This window comes from uncultured Stenotrophomonas sp., from assembly GCF_913778665.1.
In the GTDB taxonomy this organism is placed as follows: domain Bacteria; phylum Pseudomonadota; class Gammaproteobacteria; order Xanthomonadales; family Xanthomonadaceae; genus Stenotrophomonas.
This window is the reverse complement of sequence record NZ_CAJYVQ010000008.1, coordinates 711,140-732,715: the sequence shown is the minus strand read 5'-3', so window position 1 is coordinate 732,715 and position 21,576 is coordinate 711,140. Positions and strand designations below refer to the sequence as shown.

Here is a 21,576-nt window from a genome sequence, read left to right as displayed (position 1 = left end):
CGGGTTAACACCGGGCGTGCTATCGCTGCGGCTTCGTCCATCGCGGAGCCCGAACATGGCGCACAAGAACACCATCTGTGTCTGGTACGACAACGGTGCGCTCGAGGCCGCTACCTTCTATGCCAGCTTCCTGCCCGACAGCAGGATCACCGCCGTGCATCACGCGCCGGGCGATTTCCCTGACGGCAAGGAGGGCAGCGTACTGACCGTCGAATTCACCGTCTGCGGCATCCCGTGCGTCGGCCTCAACGGCGGCAGCGCGTTCAAGCACAGCGAAGCCTTCTCGTTCCAGATCCAGACCCAGGACCAGGCCGAGACCGACCGCCTGTGGAATACGATCGTCGGCAACGGCGGCCAGGAGAGCCAGTGCGGCTGGTGCAAGGACCGCTGGGGCATCTCCTGGCAGATCAGCCCACGCATGCTGATCGAAGCGGTGACCAGCCCGGACAAGGCACTGGCCAAGCGCGCATTCAACGCGATGATGCCGATGAAGAAGATCGACATCGCCACCATCGAAGCCGCCATCAAAAAAGGGGACGGAGGGGATTAAGTCGCTTCCCGCATGGATGCGTGCTCAGATGCCGATTACGACTTAATCCCCTCCGTCCCCTTTTCCAGAGGTGCTGATGACCTGGGATGCACTCATCGTCGGCGGTGGCCACAACGGGCTGGTCTGCGCGGCCTATCTGGCGAAGGCCGGAAAGAAGGTACTGGTCCTTGAACGCCGCGGCGTGCTCGGCGGTGCTGCGGTTACCGAGGAATTCCATCCCGGCTTCCGCAACTCGGTGGCGTCGTACACGGTATCGCTGCTGCAACCGAAGGTGGTCGACGACCTGCAGCTGCCTGCCCACGGACTGCGCATCGTTGCGCGTCCGGCCAACAACTTCCTGCCGTTGCCCGATGGCCGCTACCTGCTGTCGGCGCCGGGCCGCACCCAGGCCGAAGTCGCGAAATTCTCCGCGCGCGATGCGCAGGTGCTGCCCGCCTATGAAGCGCGCCTGGAGATCTTCGCTGACGTGCTGCGTGCGTGGGCGTTGCGTGCGCCGCCGGACCTCGGTGTGGCCGCCGGCTGGCGTGCCCTGCCCGCGCTGTGGCAGATGGGCCGTCTCGGCCGCGAACTTGCAGCGCTGGATCCTTCGCTGCGTCAGGAACTGCTGGACCTGTTCACGCTTTCGGCAGCGGAATACCTGGACCGCTGGTTCGAGAGCGAACCCATCAAGGCGCTGTTCGGCTTCGACGGCATCGTCGGCAATTACGCCAGTCCGTACACGCCCGGCAGCGCCTACGTGCTGCTGCATCACGTGTTCGGCCAGTGCAACGGCGTCAAGGGTGCCTGGGGCCACGCAATCGGCGGCATGGGCGCGATCAGCCAGGCGATTGCCGCTGCCGCGCGTCATGCCGGTGCCGAAATGCGCGTGGATGCCGGCGTGCAGCGCGTGCTGGTCGAACATGGCCAGGCAGTAGGGGTGGTGTTGACCAACGGCGAGACCCTGCGCGCACGCGCGGTGATCGCCAACGTCAATCCGAAGCTGCTGTACGAGCAGTTGCTGGAACCGGCGCAGGTACCAGCGGCGACGCGCGAACGGATGGCGCACTGGCGCTGCGGTTCCGGCACCTTCCGGATGAACCTGGCGCTGTCGCGGCTGCCGCAGTTCCGCGCCCTGCCCGGCCCCGGCGATCACCTCAGCGCCGGCATCATCATGGCGCCCAGCCTGGACTACATGGACCGCGCCTGGCTGGATGCGCGCTGCGATGGCTGGTCACGCCAGCCGATCGTGGAGATGCTGATCCCCAGTACGCTGGACGATTCACTGGCGCCGCCCGGACAGCATGTCGCCAGCCTGTTCTGCCAGCACGTGGCGCCGGTTCTGCCTGCGGGTCGCCACTGGGATGATCATCGCGACAGCGTGGCTGACCTGATGATCGCCACCGTCGAGCAGTACGCGCCGGGCTTCGTCGACAGCGTGCTGGGCCGTCAGGTGCTGTCGCCGCTGGATCTGGAACGCACCTTCGGTCTGATCGGCGGCGACATCTTCCACGGTGCGCTCAGCGCCAACCAGCTGTTCTCGGCCCGGCCGATGGTTGGCCAGGCCGGCTATCGCGGTGCGCTGCCCGGGTTGTACCTGTGTGGGTCGGGCACCCATCCCGGTGGTGGTGTCACCGGTGCGCCCGGGCACAATGCCGCGCAGGTGGTGTTGCAGGACCTGTAGATCCACGCCGTGCGTGGATTCACAGGTACCCGCCGCGTGCATGACCTGCCGTTGATGGGTACCCACCTCGGTTGCCACGAAACGACAGGGATGATTGCCAACCAAGGTTGGCACCTACCCGCGTGAAGCGAGGCGCATCGCGCCTTACTTCACGCTGCGCAGATGGTTGGGGCGGTTCGGTGGGCCTGGCGGGCGGCGCTTGTTGAACGGTGACTGCCCGCGCCAGTAGCGGATCAGCAACCAGCCGAACAGCATGCCGCCCAGATGCGCGAAGTGGGCCACGCCCGGCTGCCAGCCGGTCATGCCCAGCACCAGCTCACCCACGCCGAACAGAATCACGAAGGTGCGCGCCTTCATCGGGATCGGTGGGAACAGCAGCATCACCCGCTGGTTCGGGAACAGCATGCCGTAGGCCAGCAGCAGGCCAAACACGCCGCCGGACGCGCCCAGCACCGTGGCCGGATTCTCCAGCAGCGTACCCACCAGCAGCTGGCAGACACCGGCGCCGGCTACGCACACCAGGTAGTACAGCAGGAAGCGCTTCTCGCCCCAGGTCTGCTCCAGCGGCGCGCCGAACATGAAGACCGCCAGCATGTTGAAGAACAGGTGGCCGAAGCTGCCGTGCAGGAAGCCATAGGTCAGCAGCTGCCACGGCTGGAAGTTGACGCCCGGCGAGAACGCATCGAAGCCCTGCTGCAGCGGTTGCAGCATGAACGGTTCGAAGGTCTGCATGCCGAGCAGGAACGGCTGCTGCAGCAGGAACAGGATCGCGTTGGCGATCAGCAGGGCCTTGGTGACGGTTGGCAGTCGCGGGAACATGGGAGCACCGGCATGGAACGGCCTCCATCATAGCCGCAGCACCGTGTCTTGTTGGCGACTTGCAGGCGCAGCCCGTTCAGTCGCCAGCGGCGCTCAGCCGGGCCCCCATACGGCCGCATCCAGCGCCGCGGCCGGATCGGTGACGGGCATCCGCACCCGGCCGTTCTCCACCACTACGCCTTCGTCGCGCAGCCGCTGCGACTGCTCGCGCCAGCCAGCCGAGCCCTCTTCCATGGCGATGCGCCCGTCCGAGCGCAGCACGCGGTGCCAGGGCAGGTCCGGATCGTCGTTCTGGCCAAGGATGCGCGCGGTCAGCCGCGCACGTCCCGGCAGGCCGGCGCGCATCGCCACCTGCCCGTAGCCCATCACCTGCCCCGCGGGGATCGCGCGGATCACCGCCAGGATGCGTGCACGCGCCTGCTCCGGCGTCAGCGCCGCAGGCGGGTCACCAGCAGTACGCCGATCAGCACCAGCACGGTGCCGGCGATCTGCGCCGGCCCCATCGGTTCGTCGAGCAGCCATAGGCTCATCACGATGGTGGAAACAGGGCCCAGCATACCGACCTGCGCGGCCAGCGACGAACCCACGCGCTGCACCGCCAGCATGATCGCCAGCACGGGCAGCACCGTGCACACGGTGGCATTGATCAGCGACAACCACTGCACCACTGCCGGCGCCTGCCACAGCAGCGGCAGCGGATGGGTCACCGCAAAGTGCAGCAGCACCAGCACGCTGGCCACGCAGCTGGCGTAGGCGGTCAGCCGCACCGCGCCGGTGCGCGCCACCACCTGCCCGCTGCCGAACAGGTACAACGCATAGCTGAGCGCGCTGCCCAGCACCAGCAGGCTGCCGACGATGATCTGCCCACCCTCGCGCTGCAGGTCATGGCCGAAGGCCAGCAGCACACCCAGATAGCTCAGCACCAGGGCGCCGATCTGCCAGCGCCCCGGACGCTGCCGCGCCAGCAGCACGTTGATCAGCAGCACCAGGGTCGGGTTCAAGTACAGGATCAACCGCTCCAGGGTCACGCTGATGTACTGCAGGCCCTGGAAATCGAGCAGGCTGGACAGGTAATAGCCGGTGAAGCCCAGCCACAGCACGCGGGCGCGGTCGGCCCAGGACAGCGGCCCGGCCCGGCGCGCGGCCCACAGCGCCATCAGCACGAACAAGGGCAGCGCCATCAGCATGCGCAGCGCGAGCAGCGTGGTGGCATCGACGCCGTGACGCAGGCCGAGCTTGACGATGATGGCCTTGCCGGACGCGGCGATGGCGCCGATCGCGGCCAGGCCGATGCCTCCCAGCGCAATGCGCGGGGAGGCGGTGGCGATACGGGAAACGGGGTTGGACATCAGGACAGCGGCAGGCCGCGCGGTGCGGCCAGGCAAGACGTGGGGGCCGTCATTGTCGCACGGGGGCGGCGACCACCTTCTGTAAGTCGAGCCGCGCTCGACCGCTTTCATACCGCAGCGAGCATGGCTCTACCCTACAACCGCAGGTCAGCGCATCAGCACCACTTCCTCGGCTGAGGTCGGGTGGATCGCCACGGTGTCGTCGAACTGGACCTTGGTCGCGCCCATTTTCACCGCCACCGCGAAGCCCTGCAGGATCTCGTCCGCCGCCTCGCCGAGCAGATGGATGCCCACCACGCGTTCCTCCGGGCCCACGCAGACCATCTTGAACAGGCTGCGCTGGGTACCGTTGGCCAGCGCCTGCAGCATCGGGCGGAAGCGGCTGTGGTACACGCTCACCTGATCGAAACGGGCGCGCGCCTCCTCTTCGCTCATGCCCACCGCGCCCAGCGGAGGATGCGAGAACACCACGCTGGCTACGTTCCCGTAGTCCATCTTCGACTGCGGACGGCCGCCGAACAGGCGATCCATCAGGCGCCGCGAAGCGGCCACCGCCACCGGCGTCAGGCCGACCTTGCCGGCGATGTCACCGACCGCATGCACGCTCGGCACGCTCGTGGTCTGCCATTCGTCCACCTCCACCTGCTGGTGCTCACCAATGCCGATGCCCAGCGCTTCCAGTCCAAGATCACGGCTGTTGCCGCGGCGACCGGTAGCGAAGAACACCGCATCGAACACGCTGTCGAGTGGGCCCTCATGGCCGAACGCACGCACGCGGTCACCATCGCGCTGCAGTTCGCGCAGGCGGTAGTCGAAATGGATCCGCACGCCCTGCTGCCTCAGGTTCTCGGCCAGCTGATCGGTCAGTTCGTAGTCGAAGCGCTCCAGCAGCCGCTTGCCGCGCACCAGCAGGCTCACCCGGCTGCCCAGTGCCTGCAGCAGGCCGGCAAGTTCCACCGCGATGTAGCCCCCTCCAATGATCGCGACCTCGGCCGGCGCCGCGCGCAGATCGAAGAAGTCATCTGAGACCAGGCCCAGTTCGGCACCGGGAATGTCCGGGCGCAACGGGTGTGCGCCGGTGGCGATCAGGATGTGCTCGGCGCTGTAACGCACGCCGTCACTGCAGGCCACCGTGTGTGCATCGAGCAGATGGCCGCGCGCCGGAATGCGCACCACGCCGGTTTCATCCAGGCGCTTGTGATAACTGGTGTGGATGTTGCTGATGTAGGCCTGGCGATGGATCACCAGTTCCTTCCAAGACAGCGCCGGGCGCGCCTCGACATCGAAGCCCATCGCGCTGGCCAAGCCGATGCGCTCGTGCAGGTCGGCCGCCAGCCACATCGCCTTCTTCGGCACGCACCCCACGTTGACACAGGTACCGCCCAGTTCGCCGGGCTCCAGCATCGCCACCCGCTTCCCATGCTGCGCCGCGCGGATCGCACCGGCCAGGCCGGCGGAACCGCCGCCAAGGACGATCAGGTCGTAATCATAGGGTGCAGTGCTCATCGGAATCGCTCGGGTCGGTAAGGGGCAGGATCGATCGCTGGCGCGCAGCCGCAGATCAGATCGGCAATCAGCTGGCCGCTGCCGGCGCTCATGCTGATGCCGAGCATGCCATGCCCCGCTGCAAGCCAGACGTGAGGATGCGCGGGCACGCGACCGATCATTGGCACGTCGTCCACGCTCATGGGTCGCCAACCACACCACTGTTCCTGCAATTGCCCGCCGCGCGGCGTGCGCAGGTAGCGATCAGCGGCGTGCTGCAACGCCTGCAGGCGGGTCGCGCGCAGCTGCGGGTCGGCACCGGCAAACTCCATCGTGCCGCCCAGGCGCAAGGCCTCGCGCCAGGCGATCACGAACACGGAGTGGTCCTTCAGCACCACTGGGCGCTGCGGCACCTGCGACGGTCTTGACCAGGTCAGTGAATAGCCCTTGCCCGGCTGGATCGGCACGCGCAGATCCAGCCGCCGCGACCAGTGCCGCGACCACGGTCCGGTGGCCAGTACCAGTTCGCGCGCATGCAGCTTGCGCTCGCCGACGTGCACGCGTACGCCCTGCGCGTCGGCGATGAAATCCTGCATGCCCGCCTGCTCCTCGATCACCACGCCCTGCGCACGCAGCACGCGCGCCAGCGCGGCGGTGTAGCGATCCGGGCGCAGCTGCGCATCGCCGGGGAAGTGGATCGCGCCAGCAAGCCGGTCATGGAAGGCCGGATTGTCGCGCGCATAGTCGGCGCCACCGATGCAGCGCGTGGCAATGCCCTGCGCGTTCAATGCCTCGCACACGGCCGCATGATGGTCGAAGTTGCGCGCATCGCCAAACACGTAATCCAGCCCTTGCGTGGCGAACTCGCAGTCCAGCGCATGCGCACGCACCCACTCGGCCAGGCGCAGCCGCGAATCGTTCAGCAGTGCGGCGCGTGCGCGCGTGGACTGCAACCAGTCGCGTGCATTGCAGCGCGCGCTGAACTGCAGCAGCCAACGCCACAGCGCGGGATCCAGCCGCGCGCGCACATACAGCGGCGCGCACGGATCAAGCATCCAGCGCAATGCACGCAGCGGCACGCCGGGGGCCGCCAGCGGTGGCGCATGACTGGGCGTGATGGTGCCGCAGTTGCCATGTGAGGTCGCGCCGCCGATGTGCCCACGATCGATCACGCGAACCTGGCGACCGTGCGCGCGCAGCGCAAGCGCGGTGGCCAGACCGATGGCACCGGCACCCACCACGATCACATCCTCGCGCGTGCCCGCCATCGCTCAGCCCTGCCCGTCTCCGCGCCGCATCGGCGGCCACTGGCGGTAAGTCATCGCACGCCACACCCACTCCATCGGACCAAAGCGGAAACGGCGCAACCACGCGCGCGACAGCCACACCTGCAGTGCGAACAGCAGCAGCGCGAACAGCAGCTGCACGCTGCGCGGCATCATCTCGAACACGCCCAGGCCATAGTGATAGAACAGCCATGTGCACAGCAGCGATTGCCCCAGGTAATGGGTCAATGCCATGCGCCCGACCGGTGCCAGCCAGGCCAGCTGCGTGCGCCAGCGCACGATCCAGGCCAGGTAGCCCAGGCACATCGGCAGTGCACCGGCCGTCACCAGCGCCATCGCTGCGGTCGCCGGCAGGTCGTAGGCGCCGGGTGCCAGGTACGGCTTCCAGACCACGCCCAGCAGTGTCACCAGCAGGCCCACCGGCAGCGCCACCCAGCGCAACGCGGCATACAGGCGGGGGAAACGCTCCGGTGCGGCCAGCGCACCACTGCCGGCAAACCAGCTGCCGATCAGGAACATGCCCAGCACCTCCGGACCGGTGATCAGCATCGCGCCCAGCGATGCGCTGAACTCGTGCAGACGCTGCGCATTGGCCTGCATCCAGCTGCCATGCCCGTACACCTGGCGCTGCAGGCCGATGGTCTGCTGCGCATCGGTGAGCATCTTCTGCACGTCGTCGGCCGAGGCCATCGACACCATCGCGCCGATCAGCAGCATCATCGCCACGCCGCCCAGATACACGATCACGCCCATCCACGGCAGCCAGCTGCGCGGTGCCTCGCGGCAGGCCAGCAATGGCAACGACACCAGTGCATACAGCACCAGGATGTCGCCGGACCAGACCAGCAGGGCATGGCACAGGCCGATCAGCAGCAGGCCGGCACTGCGGCGCAGATAGAACGGAGCGAAATCGCGCCCGGCCGCTTCGGCGCGCCGCGCCATCACCGCAAAGCCGGCGCCGAACAGCAGCGAGAACAGGGTGAAGAACTTGCCCTGCACGAACACGTAGACGAATGCATCGGCCCAGTAGTCGATGCCGTGCCAGTGCGTGTCGATACCGGTGAAGGCCAGGTCCAGCGGTCCGCTGAAGGCCTCGATGTTCATCAGCAGGATGCCCAGCAGCGCGGCACCGCGCAGCACGTCCAGCACTGCGATGCGTTCGCCGGAAGCCAGCGGTTGCAGGGAGGGAGAAGCGGCGTTCACAGGACGTCCGTCGGGCAGGTCCGCCATTATGCCGCCCGCCCATGCAGCATGGAGGGCCGCGCCGTGTTCCACACATGCAACGGCCCGCCGAAGCGGGCCGTTGCTGCCATCACGATCGCGTGGCGATCAGTGCTGGTGACCGCCGTCGCCGTGGACGTGGCCGTGGTCGATCTCTTCCTGGACGGCTTCGCGCACGTCGACGATTTCCACGTCGAAATGCAGGTCCTTGCCGGCCATCGGGTGGTTCAGGTCGACGTCGACGACGCTCATGCCGACCTTCTGCACGGTGACTGCGCGCGGGCCGAAGTTGGTCTGCAGCACCACCTGCTGGCCCGGGGCCAGCTTGGTGTTGCCGAAGTGCTTCTTCGGCACGCGCTGGGACAGGCCCTCGCGGCGCTCGCCGTAGGCATCGGCCGCCTTGACGTCGACGTTGAAGGTCGCGCCGGCTTCCTTGTCCATCATGGCGTTTTCCAGGCCCGGAATGATGTTGCCGTGACCGATCAGGATCGCCAGCGGCTCGCCGCGGTCCTTGGACGATTCGATCGGCTCCTGGCCGACTTCGGAAACGGTGTAGTGGAAGCGGACAACGCGGTCTTTTTCGATCTTCATGCGCAACTCTGTCTGGATCTGCCGGAGGCAGGCGGGTTGGGGCGGGTTGTCGCCCGGCGGGGACGCCGCCATCATGACGGCCAATCCAAGGTGGCGCATTATCCGGAGATCATGCACATCACGCCAGTTTCGTCCGGCTTGCGCCGGCGCTTCGCCCCGGCCCTGCTGCTGGCCCTGCCCCTGTTGATGAGCGCCTGTGGTGGCGGCAAGGCGACCCGCCCTGCGCCGCCGCCGCCGACCGCCCACTGGCCGAAGACCGTACCGGACAACCCCGATGCGGCCAATTCGGTGCTGATGCGCGCCATCAGCCTGGTCGGCACGCCCTACCGCTATGGCGGCAACACCCCCGATTCGGGCTTCGACTGCAGCGGCCTGGTCGCCTATGTCTACCGCGAGATGCTGGACCTGCAACTGCCGCGCACCTCGCGTGACCTGGCTGCGGTGCAGGGCCCGAAGATCGATCCGCAGCGCCTGGCCACCGGCGACCTGGTGTTCTTCGGCAGCCGCGGCAACGTCACCCATGTCGGCATCTATGTCGGCGAAGGGCGCTTCGTGCACGCGCCGAGCACCGGCGGCACGGTCCGGCTCGACTCGCTCAGCGGGCCCTACTGGAAGGACCACTACACCGGCGCGAAACGTGTCCTTCGCTAAGCTGAACAGGCAATATGTTCAAAACTGTGACGGACATCACCCTGAAACTAACGGATTACTAACGGAATTTTTAACTCATCCGCGCTTTTACAGGGCATGATGCCCCATCGTTTTTTTCCTGTGACCGACGCGTGACGACTGACGACCTGAAAAGCGAAGGCCAGACTTCCGTATCTTCACGTAGTGCCCGCCCGCTGTTGCTTGGCCTGGCACTGTGTCTGACCAGCCTCCCGGCCTGGTCGCAGACTGCTCCGAACCGTTCCGATGCAACCCCGGCGCCGGTGGCCGAGAGCTCCGCCCGGCCGGCCACCAAGTCCGAGGCTGCCGCTCCCCAGCGCAGCCGCGTCGATGCCGCCGCCAGCGCCACCCTGGCCGCCCTGCTGCCGCACCTGGCTGCCAACGACACCATTCCGCTGATGGACCGGTCGGCCGTGGTCGCCGGTGATCTCAGCCGCCTGCTCGCCAACTACGACACCAGCAGTGCCGCCAATGGCAGCATCGTCGGCACCGCTGCCGACAACGGAAAGGTGCAGTCGCTGCTGCGCCGTGCGATGACCCTGCTGGGCACTCCGTACCGTTGGGGCGGCAGCAACCCCGACAGCGGTTTCGACTGCAGTGGCCTGGTCGGCTACGTGTTCCGTTCGGCGCTGGGCATCGAGCTGCCGCGCGTCTCGCGCGAAATGGCACATGACGACAACGCCGAACTGATCAACGACCGCACCGCGCTGGCCGCCGGCGACCTGGTGTTCTTCGGCCGGAAGGGCCGGGTCGACCACGTCGGCATCTATGTCGGTGATGGCCGCTTCCTGCACGCGCCGAGCTCGGGCAAGGACGTGCGCGTGGACACCCTGCTCAGTGGTTACTGGGGCAACAAGTTCATGCAGGCCCGCCGGGTCGACCTCTGACCGGTCGGCGCCAGCAAGCCGCTTGATTCGAAAAGCCGCTGCCCTGCAGCGGCTTTTTTGTTGGGCCTGCAATGGCGGGGCCCCGCCCTGGTGGGTGCCGAGCGTGGGTCGGCACCGCCTCCATCCACGCATGGCGGGGATCTACCAGGGGCCCACCTTGCCCGGCACCGCGTCGACCCCTCCCCCCCAAAACAAAAGGCCCGCCAGGCCAGGGCGGGCCTTTCATCTCCACACAACCTCAGGCGCGTGGTGGCGTCGGGTCGGGATCATCCACGCCTACGTTGCTGGACGGATTGTCATACACCGCCTGGTCGAGCAGCCCGGTCTCCTTGGCCACGATCACCGGCACCAGCATCTGGCCCGTCACATTGGTCATCGTGCGCATCATGTCCAGGATGCGGTCGATGGCGTACAGGTAACCGATGGTCTCCAGCGGCAGATTGGCCGCGCTCAGTACCACGGTGGCCATGATCACCGCCGTACCCGGCACGCCGGCGGTGCCGAAGCTGCCCAGCACCGAGGCGATCAGCACCACCACATACTGCTCCGGGGTCAGCGGCACGCCGCTGTACTGTGAAATGAACACCGCACACAGCGCCGGGTAGATCGCGCCGCAGCCGTCCATCTTGATGCTGGCGCCCAGCGGCACCGCGAACGAGCCGTAGTCCTTGTTCACGCCCAGGTTGTGGGTGATCGAGCGCAGCGCGACCGGCATCGCGGCGAAGCTGGACGAGCTGACGAAGGCCACCTGCATGCCCGGCGCGGCGCCACGGAAGAACTTCAGCGGGTTCAGGCCGTGCGCAAGCAGCAGCGCGCTGTAGACCACCACGATATGCAGCGCGCAGGCCACGTACAGCGCCAGCACGAAGTGGCCAAGCGGCAGCAGCTTCTCGAAGCCGTAGCTGCCGACCAGGCCGGCGATCAGCCCGAAGGTACCGATCGGGGTGACTTCCAGCACGAAGCGGGTCACCTGGATCATGATGTCGCTCATCTGGCCGACCAGCTTGCGCGCCTCGGTCACCTTCTCGCCCAGCTTGACGATGGCAAAGCCCACCAGGCCGGCGAAGAAGATCACCGGGAGGATCGAGCCGCGGCCGGCGGCCAGCACGGTCTCACCGGCGGCGTTGACCTTGGTGCCGATGCCGGACAGCGCGTAGAAGACATTGGCCGGCACCACGTCCAGCAGCACCTGCACCACGCTGGGCACTTCGCGCGGCACGTAGTTGCTGGCCATCGACAGCTGCAGGCCACCGGCGCCGGGCTGCAGCACGGTGCCTACGGCCAGGCCCACGCACACCGCCAGTGCAGCGGTGATCACGAACCACAGGAAGGTGCGGCCACTGAGCGCGGCGACCGATTTCTGGCCGTGCAGCGACGAGATCGCGTTGATGACCGCGAAGAACACCAGCGGCACCGCAATCATCTTGATCAGGGTGACGTAGAGCTCGCCGAGCGGGCCGAACCACGTTTCCGCGGCCGGGCCGAGCGCCCAGCCGGCCAGCGCGCCGAGCACGAAGCCACCGACCACGCGCTGCCAGAATGGAATCCGCAACCAGGCAGAGACCAGCTTCATAGGCAATCCAGAGGGAAGGAAGGGATGCTGGCACGATAGCCCAACGGGAGCCGCGGAACGACCGCCACGCCGACAAATCAGTGTGTCATCGGCGTGCCTTGCAGGGGCGGGCATAATGAACGTCCCGTTACAGTTTGTGAGATCCCAGCGTCCATGCGCCGTTCCGTCTCCCTGTTGGCCGCCTGCGCCACCACCCTGCTGCTCGGCGCCTGCGCCAGCACCGCCCCCGCGTCCGCCCCGGGCGGCCTGAAGGTCGCCGTCGATCCCGTTACCCACCCGGCCGGCGAGACGCCGCAGTGGTGGTACCGCAGCGGCGCGGCCCAGGCCGCAGCGAACGGCGCGATGTCGGGCAAGGCCAAGAACGTCATCCTTTTCCTCGGTGACGGCATGAGCCTGACCACGGTGGCCGCCTCGCGGATCTACGAAGGCCAGCGCAAGGGCGGCTCGGGCGAGGAGAACCTGCTGTCCTGGGAGCGCTTCCCGGCCACGGCGTTCAGCAAGACCTACAACACCGATTCGCAGACGCCGGATTCGGCTGGCACGATGACCGCCATCACCACTGGCGTGAAGACCCACATGGGCGCGATCGGCGTCAGCGCAGGCAACCGCACCGACTGTGCCGACAGCCTGTCCAAGGGCCTGCTGACCTGGCTGCAGCTGGCCGACAGCGCCGGCCTGGCCACCGGCGTGGTGTCCACCGCGCGCCTGACCCATGCCACCCCGGCCGCCACCTACGCGCACTCGCCCGAGCGCAATTGGGAAAACGACACTGACCTGACCGACGCGGCCAAGGCCGCCGGCTGCAAGGACATCGCCCAGCAGCTGCTGTCCACCGCGCGCTATGGCCGTGGCCCGCTGGTCGCCCTCGGCGGCGGTCGTGGTGAATTCACCACGGTGGAAGAGCGCGACCCGGAGTACGACGACAAGGTCGGCCAGCGCCTGGACGGCCGCAGCCTGGTGCAGGAATGGCAGCAGATGCATCCGCAGGGCGCTTATGTGTGGAACAGCAAGCAGCTGGCGGCCGCAGCCAATGCGCCGGCCATCCTCGGCCTGTTCGAGCCGGACCACATGCGCTACGAGTACGAGCGCCCGCAGGATCCGGGTGGCGAGCCGAGCCTGGCCGAGCTGACCGCTGCGGCGATCAAGAACCTGGCCAAGCACCCGGAAGGCTATGTGCTGATGATCGAAGGCGCACGTATCGACCACGCCAACCACAGCGGCAACGCCTACCGCGCCCTGACCGAGACCGTGGCGCTGTCCGACGCGGTGCGCGTGGCCAACGAACTGACCTCGGCCGATGACACCCTGATCATCGTCACCGCCGACCACTCGCACACCCTGAACTTCGTCGGCTACCCGGCACGCGGCAACCCGATCCTGGGCAAGGTGAAGGACAAGGGCGGCGAAGACGGTGCCGGCAAGCTGGACTATGCGCTGGACGGCAGCGGCCAGCCCTACACCACGCTGACCTACGCCAACGGCCCCGGCCACACCGGTGCCAGCAACCAGCAGCCGGCCGGCCCCAAGCGCTACCCGCACAACCCGAGCAGCTTCGAACCGGCCAACGGCCGCCCGAACCTGCGCGAGGTCGATACCGAGCACCCGGACTACATGCAGGAAGCGCTGGTGCCGATGAAGTCCGAATCCCACGGTGGCGAAGACGTCGGCATCTGGGCGCGTGGACCGGGCAGCAAGGCGATCCGCGGCACGCTGGAACAGAACGCGATCTACCACATGATCGTGCAGGCCACCCCGGCCTTGCGCGAGCGCCTGTGCCAGGCCGGCACCTGCGACGACAAGGGTGTGCCGGTGCAGCTGCCGGCACCGACCGCGTTCGAGCGCAAGGTCGAGGACAAGTGACCCTGCGGCAGGCCCACCCTGCCCTCGCCGGCGGCCGCTTCGCGTGGTCGCTGGCCCTGTTCGGCGTGCTGGCCTGTGCCAACGCGCTGGCACAGGCACCGGCGTGCAAGCTGCTGACCGACGAACACGGCCTGTGGCCGCTGCCCGACTGCGAAGTGGTGGAGCACCGGCCGAAGATCCAGCCGGACAGGCTCAAAGACCTGAACTTTGATGACCACGGCCTTGCCGTGGTGTATGCCGACCAAGGCTTCCATTACGTCGATCGCACGGGCCGCAGCCTGCCGGTGTTGACCTGGGACAACGGCCCAGAGACACCGGAGGAAGGCCTGCTGCGCGGGCGCGTCGGCAATCGCGTGGGCTACTTCGATCTGGCATTCCGCCAGGTGGTGCCGGGCACCTTCGATTTCGCCTGGCCGTTCCGCGACGGCGTGGCCGAGGTCTGCAACGGCTGCCGTCGCGGCAGACCGGATGCCGATGGCCACACACCGATGGAAGGCGGCGAGTGGTTCCGGATCGATCGCTCGGGTCGTCGGGTGAAGTAGGGTGTCGGCAGGGCTGCGCCCTGCACCTGCAGAGGCAACGGCAACAGCAACGGCCGAAGCAACAGCAACCGCGTGTATTCCGTGGGATGGCGGGGCACTGTGGGTTTGCGGGGACGCCGTAGACCCATCCATGGGGGCTTGGTCGCCGCATCCATCCGGCTCACACCCCGCAAACCCACAGTGCCCCGCCTTCGACGGTTGGCTGGTGGCCAGTAGATCCACGCCATGCGTGGATGAAATCTGTCAGATATCGAATTGAATCCGGGGTCAGATCCGTTTTCCGCAGGGAAACGGATCTGACCCCATCGGCATGTCCAACAGATCGCGGGGTCTGTCGAAGGCGGGGTGGGTCCGGTTGCGGGAGTGTCCGCGGCATGGATGCCGCGGCCAAGCCCCCAGGGATGGGTTTACGGCGCCTCCCGCAACCGGACCCACCCCGCCTACCCTCAGGAAACCCGCTTCTGCTGTTGCTGTTGCTGTTGCCGGCCAGCGACCGGCACTACCGCGGGTGCAGGGCGCAGCCCTGCCAAGTAAACCCCACCCTATACTTGCCGTCGTGACTGCCTTCCCTGCCCCCCTTCCGCTGGATGCGCCGCTGCTGGTGGGCTACAGCGGCGGTGTCGACTCGACCGTGCTGCTGCACTGGCTGTGGCGCTGCGCGCAGGCCTCTGCCACACCGCTGCGCGCGGTGCATGTACACCACGGACTGCAACCGGCAGCCGATGACTGGGTGCGCCATTGCCAGCAGCAGTGCACCGCGCTGGGCGTCGAACTGGCCGTGCACCACGTACGGATCGACGACACCGCAGGCCTGGGTCTCGAAGGCGCCGCGCGCCAGGCACGGCGTGCGGCATTCGCCGCCGAACTGCGCGACGGAGAAACACTGGCGCTGGCGCAGCACCAGGACGATCAGGCAGAGACCTTCCTGTTGCGCGCGCTGCGCGGCTCCGGCGTCGATGGCCTCGCCGCGATGGCCGAGCACAGTCAGCTCGGTACGCATTGTCTGTGGCGCCCATTGCTGCACGCACAGCGCAGCACGCTGCTCGATTACGCCCGGCAACACGCGCTGCGCTGGATCGAAGACCCCAGCAACGCCGAAGACCACGCCGATCGCAACTTCCTGCGCCTGCAGGTGCTGCCGTTGCTGCGCCAGCGCTGGCCGCATGCGGCGGCGGCATTGGCTGGCAGCGCTTCGCATTGCCGGCAGACCCGCGAACTGCTGGACGAAGAAGACGCCGAACTGATCGCGCATCTGGAAGTCGCTCCGCGGGTGCTGTCACTGCAACTACTGCGCCAGGTGTCACCAGGTCGTGCGGCGCGTGTGCTGCGGACCTGGGTGCTCGGCCACGCGGCAGCCCCGTTGCCGGCCACGGTGTTGCAGCAGGCACTGGACGAACTGCTGCCGGCCGACAACGATCGCCAGGCACGGGTACGCTGGCACGACCATGCGATCCAGCAATGGCGCGATCACGCCTACCTGCTGCCGGCACAGCTGCCCTCGCTGCCTCGCGACTGGCAGGCCGCATGGGATGGCCGTGCACCGCTGCCATTGCCCGATGGTGGCCAGCTGAGCCTGCTCGGCGCCAGCGCGTTCGAGCAGCCGTTGCAGGTCCGTGCGCGCGTGGGCGGCGAGCGCATCCTGCTGCCCGGCCGCCAGCATTCCCATGCGCTGAAGGATTGCCTGCAACGCGAACACCTTGCGCCCTGGCGCCGCGCGCAGCTGCCGTTGCTGTTTGCCGGCGAGCAGTTGCTGGCCGCCGCCGACGTGGTCATCGCCGCACCCTTGCAGGCGTGGCTGCAGGCTCACGCGGCACAACTGCAATGGCGTCCCGGCGGCTGGTGAATTGACCCCCGCGCGCGGCCCGTCCACACTTGCCGCATGGCCAAGAAGTCCCCTGAAAACGCCTCCCCCGTCGCCCAGTTCGAGCAGTCGCTCGAATCACTGGAACAGCTGGTGGAGCAGATGGAAACCGGCGAGCTGAGCCTGGAAGCTTCGCTCAGTGCTTACGAACGTGGCGTCGGTCTGTACCGCCAGTGCCAGCAGGCACTGGAGCAGGCTGAACTGCGCGTGCGCCTGCTCAGCGATCCGGCCCAGCCGGAAACGGCCGAACCCTTCGATCCGCCCAGCCATGACGGCTGAGGCGCTGTTCGCGCGCTGGCGCGACCGTATCGAAAGCCAGCTCGACGCTGCCCTGCCCTCGCCGGCCGAAGCGCCGCAGGGCCTGCACCAGGCCATGCGCTATTCGGTGCTGGGCGGCGGCAAGCGCATGCGCCCGCTGCTGGTGTACGCCAGCGGACACCTGTTCGGCGCGCAGCCGGAACACCTGGATGCGGCGGCAATGGCCGTCGAGCTGATCCACGCCTATTCGCTGGTGCATGACGACCTGCCGGCGATGGACGACGATGCCCTGCGCCGTGGCAAGCCGACCACCCACATCGCCTTCGACGAAGCCACCGCGATCCTCGCTGGCGACGCCCTGCAGACCCGCGCCTTCGGCCTGCTGGCCGATGCACCGCTGCCGGCCACGTTGCGCGTCGCCTGCCTGCAGACCCTGGCCCATGCCTCCGGCGCCGCCGGCATGTGTGGCGGCCAGGCGCTGGACATCGATGCCACCGGCCAGCAGCAGACGCTGGCGGCACTCACCCGCATGCATGCGCTGAAGACCGGCGCACTGATCCGTGCGGCGGTGCGCATGGGCGCGCTGTGCGGCCAGGCCCACGAGCCACAGCTGGCCCAGCTGGACAGCTTCGCCGATGCGCTCGGCCTGGCGTTCCAGGTGCGCGACGACATCCTGGATGTCGAAGCCAGTTCCGAACAGTTGGGCAAGACCGCCGGCAAGGACCAGGCGCAGGACAAGAGCACGTTCCCGGCCCTGCTTGGCATGGACGATGCAAAGGCGCAGCTGCACGAACTGGCCGCACGCATGCACTCCCTCCTGGCCGGCTACGGCGAAGAGGCCGATGCGCTGCGTGCGCTGGCGACGCTGGCGGTGGAACGCGATCACTGACCATCGGCGCCCGGCGCTGCCACGCAACGGAAAACGCCCGGCAGTGCCGGGCGTTTTCGTATCCGCGTGCGGAGGCTGTTACTTGACCAGGCGCAGCGCGAACGGGTAGCGGTAGGCTTCGCCGTTGTTTGCCTTGACTGCGGCAATGATGCAGAACACCAGGTTGAGCAGGCCGACGATCGGGGCCAGGATGCCGCCGATGATCACGATGGCCAGAATGATGCAGATCAGCATCGCGATGGTGATGGTGATCTGGAAGTTCAGCGCTTCCTTGGCCTGGTCGGTCACGAAGGCCTTGCTGGCATCGTCCTTGTTGATCAGCCAGATGATCAGCGGGCCGATGAACCAGGTGAAGATGCCCAGCAGGTGGGCAGCCAAGGCCATGGTGCGCTGGTCGGCCGGCGCGTTGGTGGTGGCCGGCGGCGGCGGGACGTTATCGAATTCACTCACGACAAAACTCCTTTTATTGGGTGGTCTTGACCCAGCAGCACCAGGCTGATTGCGTCAGGCGGGCATAGCTTACGCCATCAATGCCATCAATCATTACCGGCAATGGTCATCCGCCCCACCAGGATCGACCCGGTGCGGATGTGCGAGCGCGGGTCGACGTCGCTGCCGACCGCCTCGATCGAACTGAACATCTCGCGCAGGTTGCCGGCAATGGTGATGCCATCGACCGGGTACTGGATCTCGCCGTTCTCGACACGGAAACCGCCCGCGCCGCGCGAATAGTCGCCGGTCACGCCGTTCACGCCCTGCCCCATCAGCTCTGTCACCAGAAGACCGTCGCCCATCTGGCGGGCGATGTCCTTCAACGCGCCGGCGTTGGCCGCCAGCTGCAGGTTGTGCACGCCGCCGGCATTGGCGGTGGTCTGCAGGCCCAGCTTGCGCGCCGAGTAGCTGCCCAGCACATAGCGCTGCAGCACGCCGTCACGCACCAGCGCCGAGGTTCGGGTGGCCACACCATCGCCATCGAAGGCCGCCGAGCGCAGGCCACGGCGCAGGTGCGGCAGTTCGTCGATCTGCATCCATTCCGGGAACAGGCGCTGGCCGACGCTGTCCAGCAGGAAGCTGGCCTGGCGGTACAAGGCGCCGCCGGACACCGCCGACAGCAGATGGCCGACCAGGCTGCGCGCCACTTCCGGGGCGAACAGCACCGGCATGCTGCCAGTGGCCAGCGAGCGCGGATTCAGGCGGGCGATGGTCCGTTCGGCCGCCTGGCGGCCGACCCGGCCCACCTCCTCCAGGTCCTCGCAGGCCAGCGCGCTGGTGTACCAGCCGTCGCGCTGCATGCCGTCGCCCTGGCCGGCGATCAGCGCACAGCCGAGCGAATGGTGGGTGCCGCGCTCGCGGCCGATGAAGCCCTGCGAATTGGCGTAGACCGACAGGCTCTGCATGCTCGACACCGAGGCGCCGTCGGAATTGCGGATCTGGGCGTCGGCCTCACGGCCGGCGTTTTCACAGGCCAGGGCAAGGTCCAGCGCCTCGTCGGCCTGCAGCGCCCAGGGGTGCCAGCCGTCCAGATCCGGGAAGTCGGTGGCCATCAGATCAGCGTCGGCCAAGCCGGCGGCGGGGTCGTCCTCGGTATGCCGGGCGATCGCGCAGGCCTGCTCGACGGTGGCCGCCAAGCTGGCCTCGTTCAGGTCGCCGGTGCTGGCACTGCCCTTGCGCTGGCCGAAATACACGGTCACCGCGATGCCGCGGTCGCGGGTGGACTGCACGGTCTCGACCTCGCCGAGACGGACGTTGACCTCCAGGCCACGGTCCTCACTGCAGCTGACCTCGGCCTGGCTGGCGCCCAGCGCGCGGGCGCGGTCGAGCAGCTGCTGGGACAGGTCGGCCAACCGTTCCAGCCGGGCGGGGCTGTCGTCGCCGACGGCGACTTCAGGGGCAATCACGTTCAATGCTTTATCCTGTACAGGTTGGGCCCGGCATCACGCCGGGCGACTTTTTTTAGAAATCAGGTAGGAACGATGCGCGGACGCGACGAAGAAACCGGTGAATTCCACGACAAGAGCCGCAGCCAGAACCGGCGCGACGCGCTCGATGTGCTCGCTCTCGGCGAGAAACTGGTGTCGCTGACCCCGGCCCAGTTGGCGCGCCTGCCGATCCCGGAAGACTTGCTGCCGCATATCGCCGAGTGCAAGCGCATCACCGCCCACATCGCCCACAAGCGGCAGCTGGCGTTCCTGGCCAAGCACATGCGTCGCGAAGAAGACGCCACGCTGGATGCAATCCGCGATGCGCTGGATGCCAACAGCGAGACCGGCCGCCGCGAGGTGGCAATGATGCACCGCGTGGAAGACTGGCGCGAGCGCCTGCTGGCCGAAGGTGACAAGGCGCTGGCCGCCCTGCTGGACGACTACCCGCAGGCCGACCGCCAGCAGCTGCGCACGCTGGTGCGCAATGCGCAGGCCGAGAAGGCGAAGAACAAGCCGCCGCGTGCCTACCGCGAGATCTACCAGGTGCTGCGCGCACTGATGTTGCCGGCGGCGCTCGGCCTGAAGGCCAGCGCCGAAGACGCCGGCCACGTCGAGGCCGACGAAGCCGACGAGGACTGAGTCCGCGCTGGCACGGGCGGTGGCGCTGGCCATCGCCCGGCTCAGGCCTGGGTACCGCCGACGGTGATGCCCTCGATCAACAGCGACGGCTGGCCGACACCCACCGGCACGCTCTGCCCGTCCTTGCCACAGATACCCACGCCCTCATCCAGGGCCAGGTCGTTGCCGACCATGCGCACCTTCTGCATGGTCTCCGGACCGTTACCGATCAGGGTCGCGCCCTTCACCGGCGCGGTGATGCGGCCGTCCTCGATCAGGTAGGCCTCGGTGGCCGAGAACACGTACTTGCCGCTGGTGATGTCGACCTGGCCACCGCCGAAGTTGACCGCATACAGGCCCTTTTTCACCGAACGGATCATTTCCTGCGGATCGTGCTGGCCGGCACGCATGTAGGTATTGGTCATGCGCGGCATGGTCAGGTGCGCGAACGATTCGCGACGCCCGTTGCCGGTCGGTGCCATGCCCATCAGGCGTGCATTGAGGCTGTCCTGCATGTAGCCGACCAGGATGCCATCCTCGATCAGCGTGGTGCACTGGCTCGGGTGGCCTTCGTCGTCGATGTTGAGCGAACCGCGACGCCCGTCGAGGGTGCCATCGTCGACGATGGTCACGCCTGGTGCCGCCACGCGTTCGCCGATGCGGCCGGCATACACGCTGGTGCCCTTGCGGTTGAAGTCGCCTTCCAGGCCATGACCAACCGCCTCGTGCAGCAGCACGCCGGGCCACCCCGGGCCCAGAACCACCGGCATCACGCCGGCCGGCGCCGGCACGGCTTCCAGGTTCACCAGCGCCTGGCGCAGGGCCTCGCGCGCGAACGCTTCCGGGCGGCCATCAGCGAACAGTTCCTCATAGCCATAGCGGCCACCGCCACCTGCATAGCCGGATTCGCGGCGGCCGTTGTGTTCGACGATCACCTGCACGTTCAGGCGCACCAGCGGGCGCACGTCAGCGCCCAGTACGCCGTCGCTGCGGGCGATCAGCACCGTGTCCACACCGCCGGACAGGCTGACCATCACCTGCTTCACGCGCGGGTCGGCGGCGCGCAGGTAGCCATCCAGGCGCTTGAGCACCTCCACCTTGGCTTCGTTGCCGATGCCGTCGATGGGGTCCAGCGCCGGGTACAGCGCGCGCGCATTGCCGCGCAGCAGCGAACGCCCGGACTGCGCGCCACCTTCGCGCGAGATCGCACGCGCCGACTGCGCCGCGGCCAGCAGCGCGTCGGCATGGATGTCGTCGGAGTAGGCGAAGCCGGTCTTCTCACCGGAAATGGCCCGCACGCCCACCCCCTGCTCGATGGAATGGGCGCCGTCCTTGACGATGCCATCCTCCACGCTCCAGCTCTCGCGGCGGGCGTGCTGGAAATAAAGGTCACCGAAGTCCACACCCGGGCCGAGCAACTGGCCGAAGGTGCGCTCCAGGCCAGCGGTATCCAGGCCGCCGGGGCGCAGCAGGCGGTCTTGGGCAAGCGTCAGGGCGATATCAGTCATGGTCTCGATCTGGGGGTGCGGGGGCGCT

21 protein-coding genes are annotated in these 21,576 nt (G+C 67.7%); 10 read left to right on the top strand and 11 right to left on the bottom strand.

All coding sequences use genetic code 11. From position 1 onward, the window contains the following. The first annotated feature begins 55 nt into the window (after positions 1–55). Both QZ853_RS11955 and QZ853_RS11950 read left to right on the top strand, forming a co-directional pair. Positions 56–550, top strand: coding sequence for a VOC family protein (locus tag QZ853_RS11955; protein WP_295573371.1), 495 nt, complete (start codon positions 56–58; stop codon positions 548–550). 76 nt (positions 551–626) lie between these two features. Beyond that, positions 627–2,210: an NAD(P)/FAD-dependent oxidoreductase gene (locus QZ853_RS11950; RefSeq protein ID WP_295573368.1), complete on the top strand. Its 1,584-nt coding sequence runs from the start codon at positions 627–629 to the stop codon at positions 2,208–2,210. Positions 2,211–2,354: 144 nt separating this feature from the next. On the opposite strand, the gene QZ853_RS11945 is transcribed toward QZ853_RS11950, so the two are convergent. The 7 genes from QZ853_RS11945 to QZ853_RS11915 form a co-directional block, all read right to left on the bottom strand. Next, complete coding sequence (locus QZ853_RS11945; protein ID WP_295573365.1) at positions 2,355–3,029, bottom strand: rhomboid family intramembrane serine protease; 675 nt, start codon at positions 3,027–3,029, stop codon at positions 2,355–2,357. 93 nt (positions 3,030–3,122) lie between these two features. Further along, the gene (locus tag QZ853_RS11940) at positions 3,123–3,461 is read right to left on the bottom strand and encodes an MGMT family protein (RefSeq protein WP_295573504.1); all 339 of its coding nucleotides are present in this window, start codon (positions 3,459–3,461) and stop codon (positions 3,123–3,125) included. Continuing rightward, positions 3,458–4,378, bottom strand: coding sequence for a DMT family transporter (locus tag QZ853_RS11935; protein ID WP_295573362.1), 921 nt, complete (start codon positions 4,376–4,378; stop codon positions 3,458–3,460). Before QZ853_RS11935 ends, QZ853_RS11940 begins: the two co-directional genes overlap by 4 nt. 147 nt (positions 4,379–4,525) lie before the next feature. After that, positions 4,526–5,884 carry a glutathione-disulfide reductase gene (gene gorA / locus QZ853_RS11930; RefSeq protein WP_295573359.1) on the bottom strand — a complete coding sequence of 453 codons (1,359 nt, stop codon included), beginning with the start codon at positions 5,882–5,884 and terminating at the stop codon, positions 4,526–4,528. Beyond that, positions 5,881–7,131: an FAD-dependent oxidoreductase gene (locus QZ853_RS11925; RefSeq protein WP_295573357.1), complete on the bottom strand. Its 1,251-nt coding sequence runs from the start codon at positions 7,129–7,131 to the stop codon at positions 5,881–5,883. Before QZ853_RS11925 ends, gorA begins: the two co-directional genes overlap by 4 nt. Positions 7,132–7,134: 3 nt before the next feature. Next, on the bottom strand, positions 7,135–8,379 hold the full coding sequence (locus tag QZ853_RS11920; RefSeq protein ID WP_295573355.1) for a DUF418 domain-containing protein: 1,245 nt from the start codon (positions 8,377–8,379) through the stop codon (positions 7,135–7,137). Positions 8,380–8,478: 99 nt separating this feature from the next. After that, the gene (locus QZ853_RS11915; protein WP_197583578.1) at positions 8,479–8,961 is read right to left on the bottom strand and encodes a peptidylprolyl isomerase; all 483 of its coding nucleotides are present in this window, start codon (positions 8,959–8,961) and stop codon (positions 8,479–8,481) included. Between the two features lie 111 nt (positions 8,962–9,072). On the opposite strand from QZ853_RS11915, the gene QZ853_RS11910 reads away from it, so the two are divergent. Beyond that, positions 9,073–9,612, top strand: a complete 540-nt coding sequence (locus tag QZ853_RS11910) for a C40 family peptidase (protein ID WP_295573353.1) — start codon at positions 9,073–9,075, stop codon at positions 9,610–9,612. Positions 9,613–9,809: 197 nt separating this feature from the next. Further along, positions 9,810–10,517, top strand: coding sequence for a C40 family peptidase (locus QZ853_RS11905; protein ID WP_295573502.1), 708 nt, complete (start codon positions 9,810–9,812; stop codon positions 10,515–10,517). Between the two features lie 238 nt (positions 10,518–10,755). On the opposite strand, the gene QZ853_RS11900 is transcribed toward QZ853_RS11905, so the two are convergent. Next, the gene (locus QZ853_RS11900) at positions 10,756–12,090 is read right to left on the bottom strand and encodes a dicarboxylate/amino acid:cation symporter (protein WP_049409184.1); all 1,335 of its coding nucleotides are present in this window, start codon (positions 12,088–12,090) and stop codon (positions 10,756–10,758) included. Positions 12,091–12,243: 153 nt separating this feature from the next. Here QZ853_RS11900 and QZ853_RS11895 point away from each other — a divergent pair, with 153 nt between their 5' ends. The 5 genes from QZ853_RS11895 to QZ853_RS11875 all read left to right on the top strand — a co-directional run bounded on the left by QZ853_RS11895 (position 12,244) and on the right by QZ853_RS11875 (position 17,500). Further along, positions 12,244–13,950 (top strand): alkaline phosphatase, encoded by a 1,707-nt coding sequence (locus QZ853_RS11895; protein ID WP_295573351.1) that lies wholly within the window; start codon positions 12,244–12,246, stop codon positions 13,948–13,950. Continuing rightward, on the top strand, positions 13,947–14,492 hold the full coding sequence (locus QZ853_RS11890) for a WG repeat-containing protein (RefSeq protein WP_295573349.1): 546 nt from the start codon (positions 13,947–13,949) through the stop codon (positions 14,490–14,492). The genes QZ853_RS11895 and QZ853_RS11890 overlap by 4 nt, the downstream gene beginning before the upstream one ends. Before the next feature lie 556 nt (positions 14,493–15,048). Beyond that, positions 15,049–16,335, top strand: a complete 1,287-nt coding sequence (gene tilS / locus QZ853_RS11885; RefSeq protein WP_295573346.1) for a tRNA lysidine(34) synthetase TilS — start codon at positions 15,049–15,051, stop codon at positions 16,333–16,335. A 36-nt stretch (positions 16,336–16,371) separates the two neighbouring features. Continuing rightward, positions 16,372–16,632: an exodeoxyribonuclease VII small subunit gene (locus QZ853_RS11880; protein WP_006381978.1), complete on the top strand. Its 261-nt coding sequence runs from the start codon at positions 16,372–16,374 to the stop codon at positions 16,630–16,632. After that, positions 16,622–17,500, top strand: coding sequence for a farnesyl diphosphate synthase (locus QZ853_RS11875; RefSeq protein WP_295573343.1), 879 nt, complete (start codon positions 16,622–16,624; stop codon positions 17,498–17,500). The genes QZ853_RS11880 and QZ853_RS11875 overlap by 11 nt, the downstream gene beginning before the upstream one ends. Before the next feature lie 78 nt (positions 17,501–17,578). Here the strand turns inward: QZ853_RS11875 and QZ853_RS11870 are convergent, their stop codons facing one another. After that, positions 17,579–17,950, bottom strand: a complete 372-nt coding sequence (locus QZ853_RS11870) for a DUF4870 domain-containing protein (RefSeq protein ID WP_295573341.1) — start codon at positions 17,948–17,950, stop codon at positions 17,579–17,581. Positions 17,951–18,036: 86 nt separating this feature from the next. Continuing rightward, complete coding sequence (gene pmbA / locus QZ853_RS11865; protein WP_295573338.1) at positions 18,037–19,404, bottom strand: metalloprotease PmbA; 1,368 nt, start codon at positions 19,402–19,404, stop codon at positions 18,037–18,039. Between the two features lie 69 nt (positions 19,405–19,473). On the opposite strand from pmbA, the gene yjgA reads away from it, so the two are divergent. Beyond that, positions 19,474–20,061: a ribosome biogenesis factor YjgA gene (gene yjgA, locus QZ853_RS11860; RefSeq protein ID WP_295573336.1), complete on the top strand. Its 588-nt coding sequence runs from the start codon at positions 19,474–19,476 to the stop codon at positions 20,059–20,061. Between the two features lie 41 nt (positions 20,062–20,102). Here yjgA and tldD read toward each other — a convergent pair whose 3' ends face one another. Continuing rightward, positions 20,103–21,548 (bottom strand): metalloprotease TldD, encoded by a 1,446-nt coding sequence (gene tldD / locus QZ853_RS11855; protein ID WP_295573334.1) that lies wholly within the window; start codon positions 21,546–21,548, stop codon positions 20,103–20,105. Positions 21,549–21,576 lie beyond the last annotated feature (28 nt).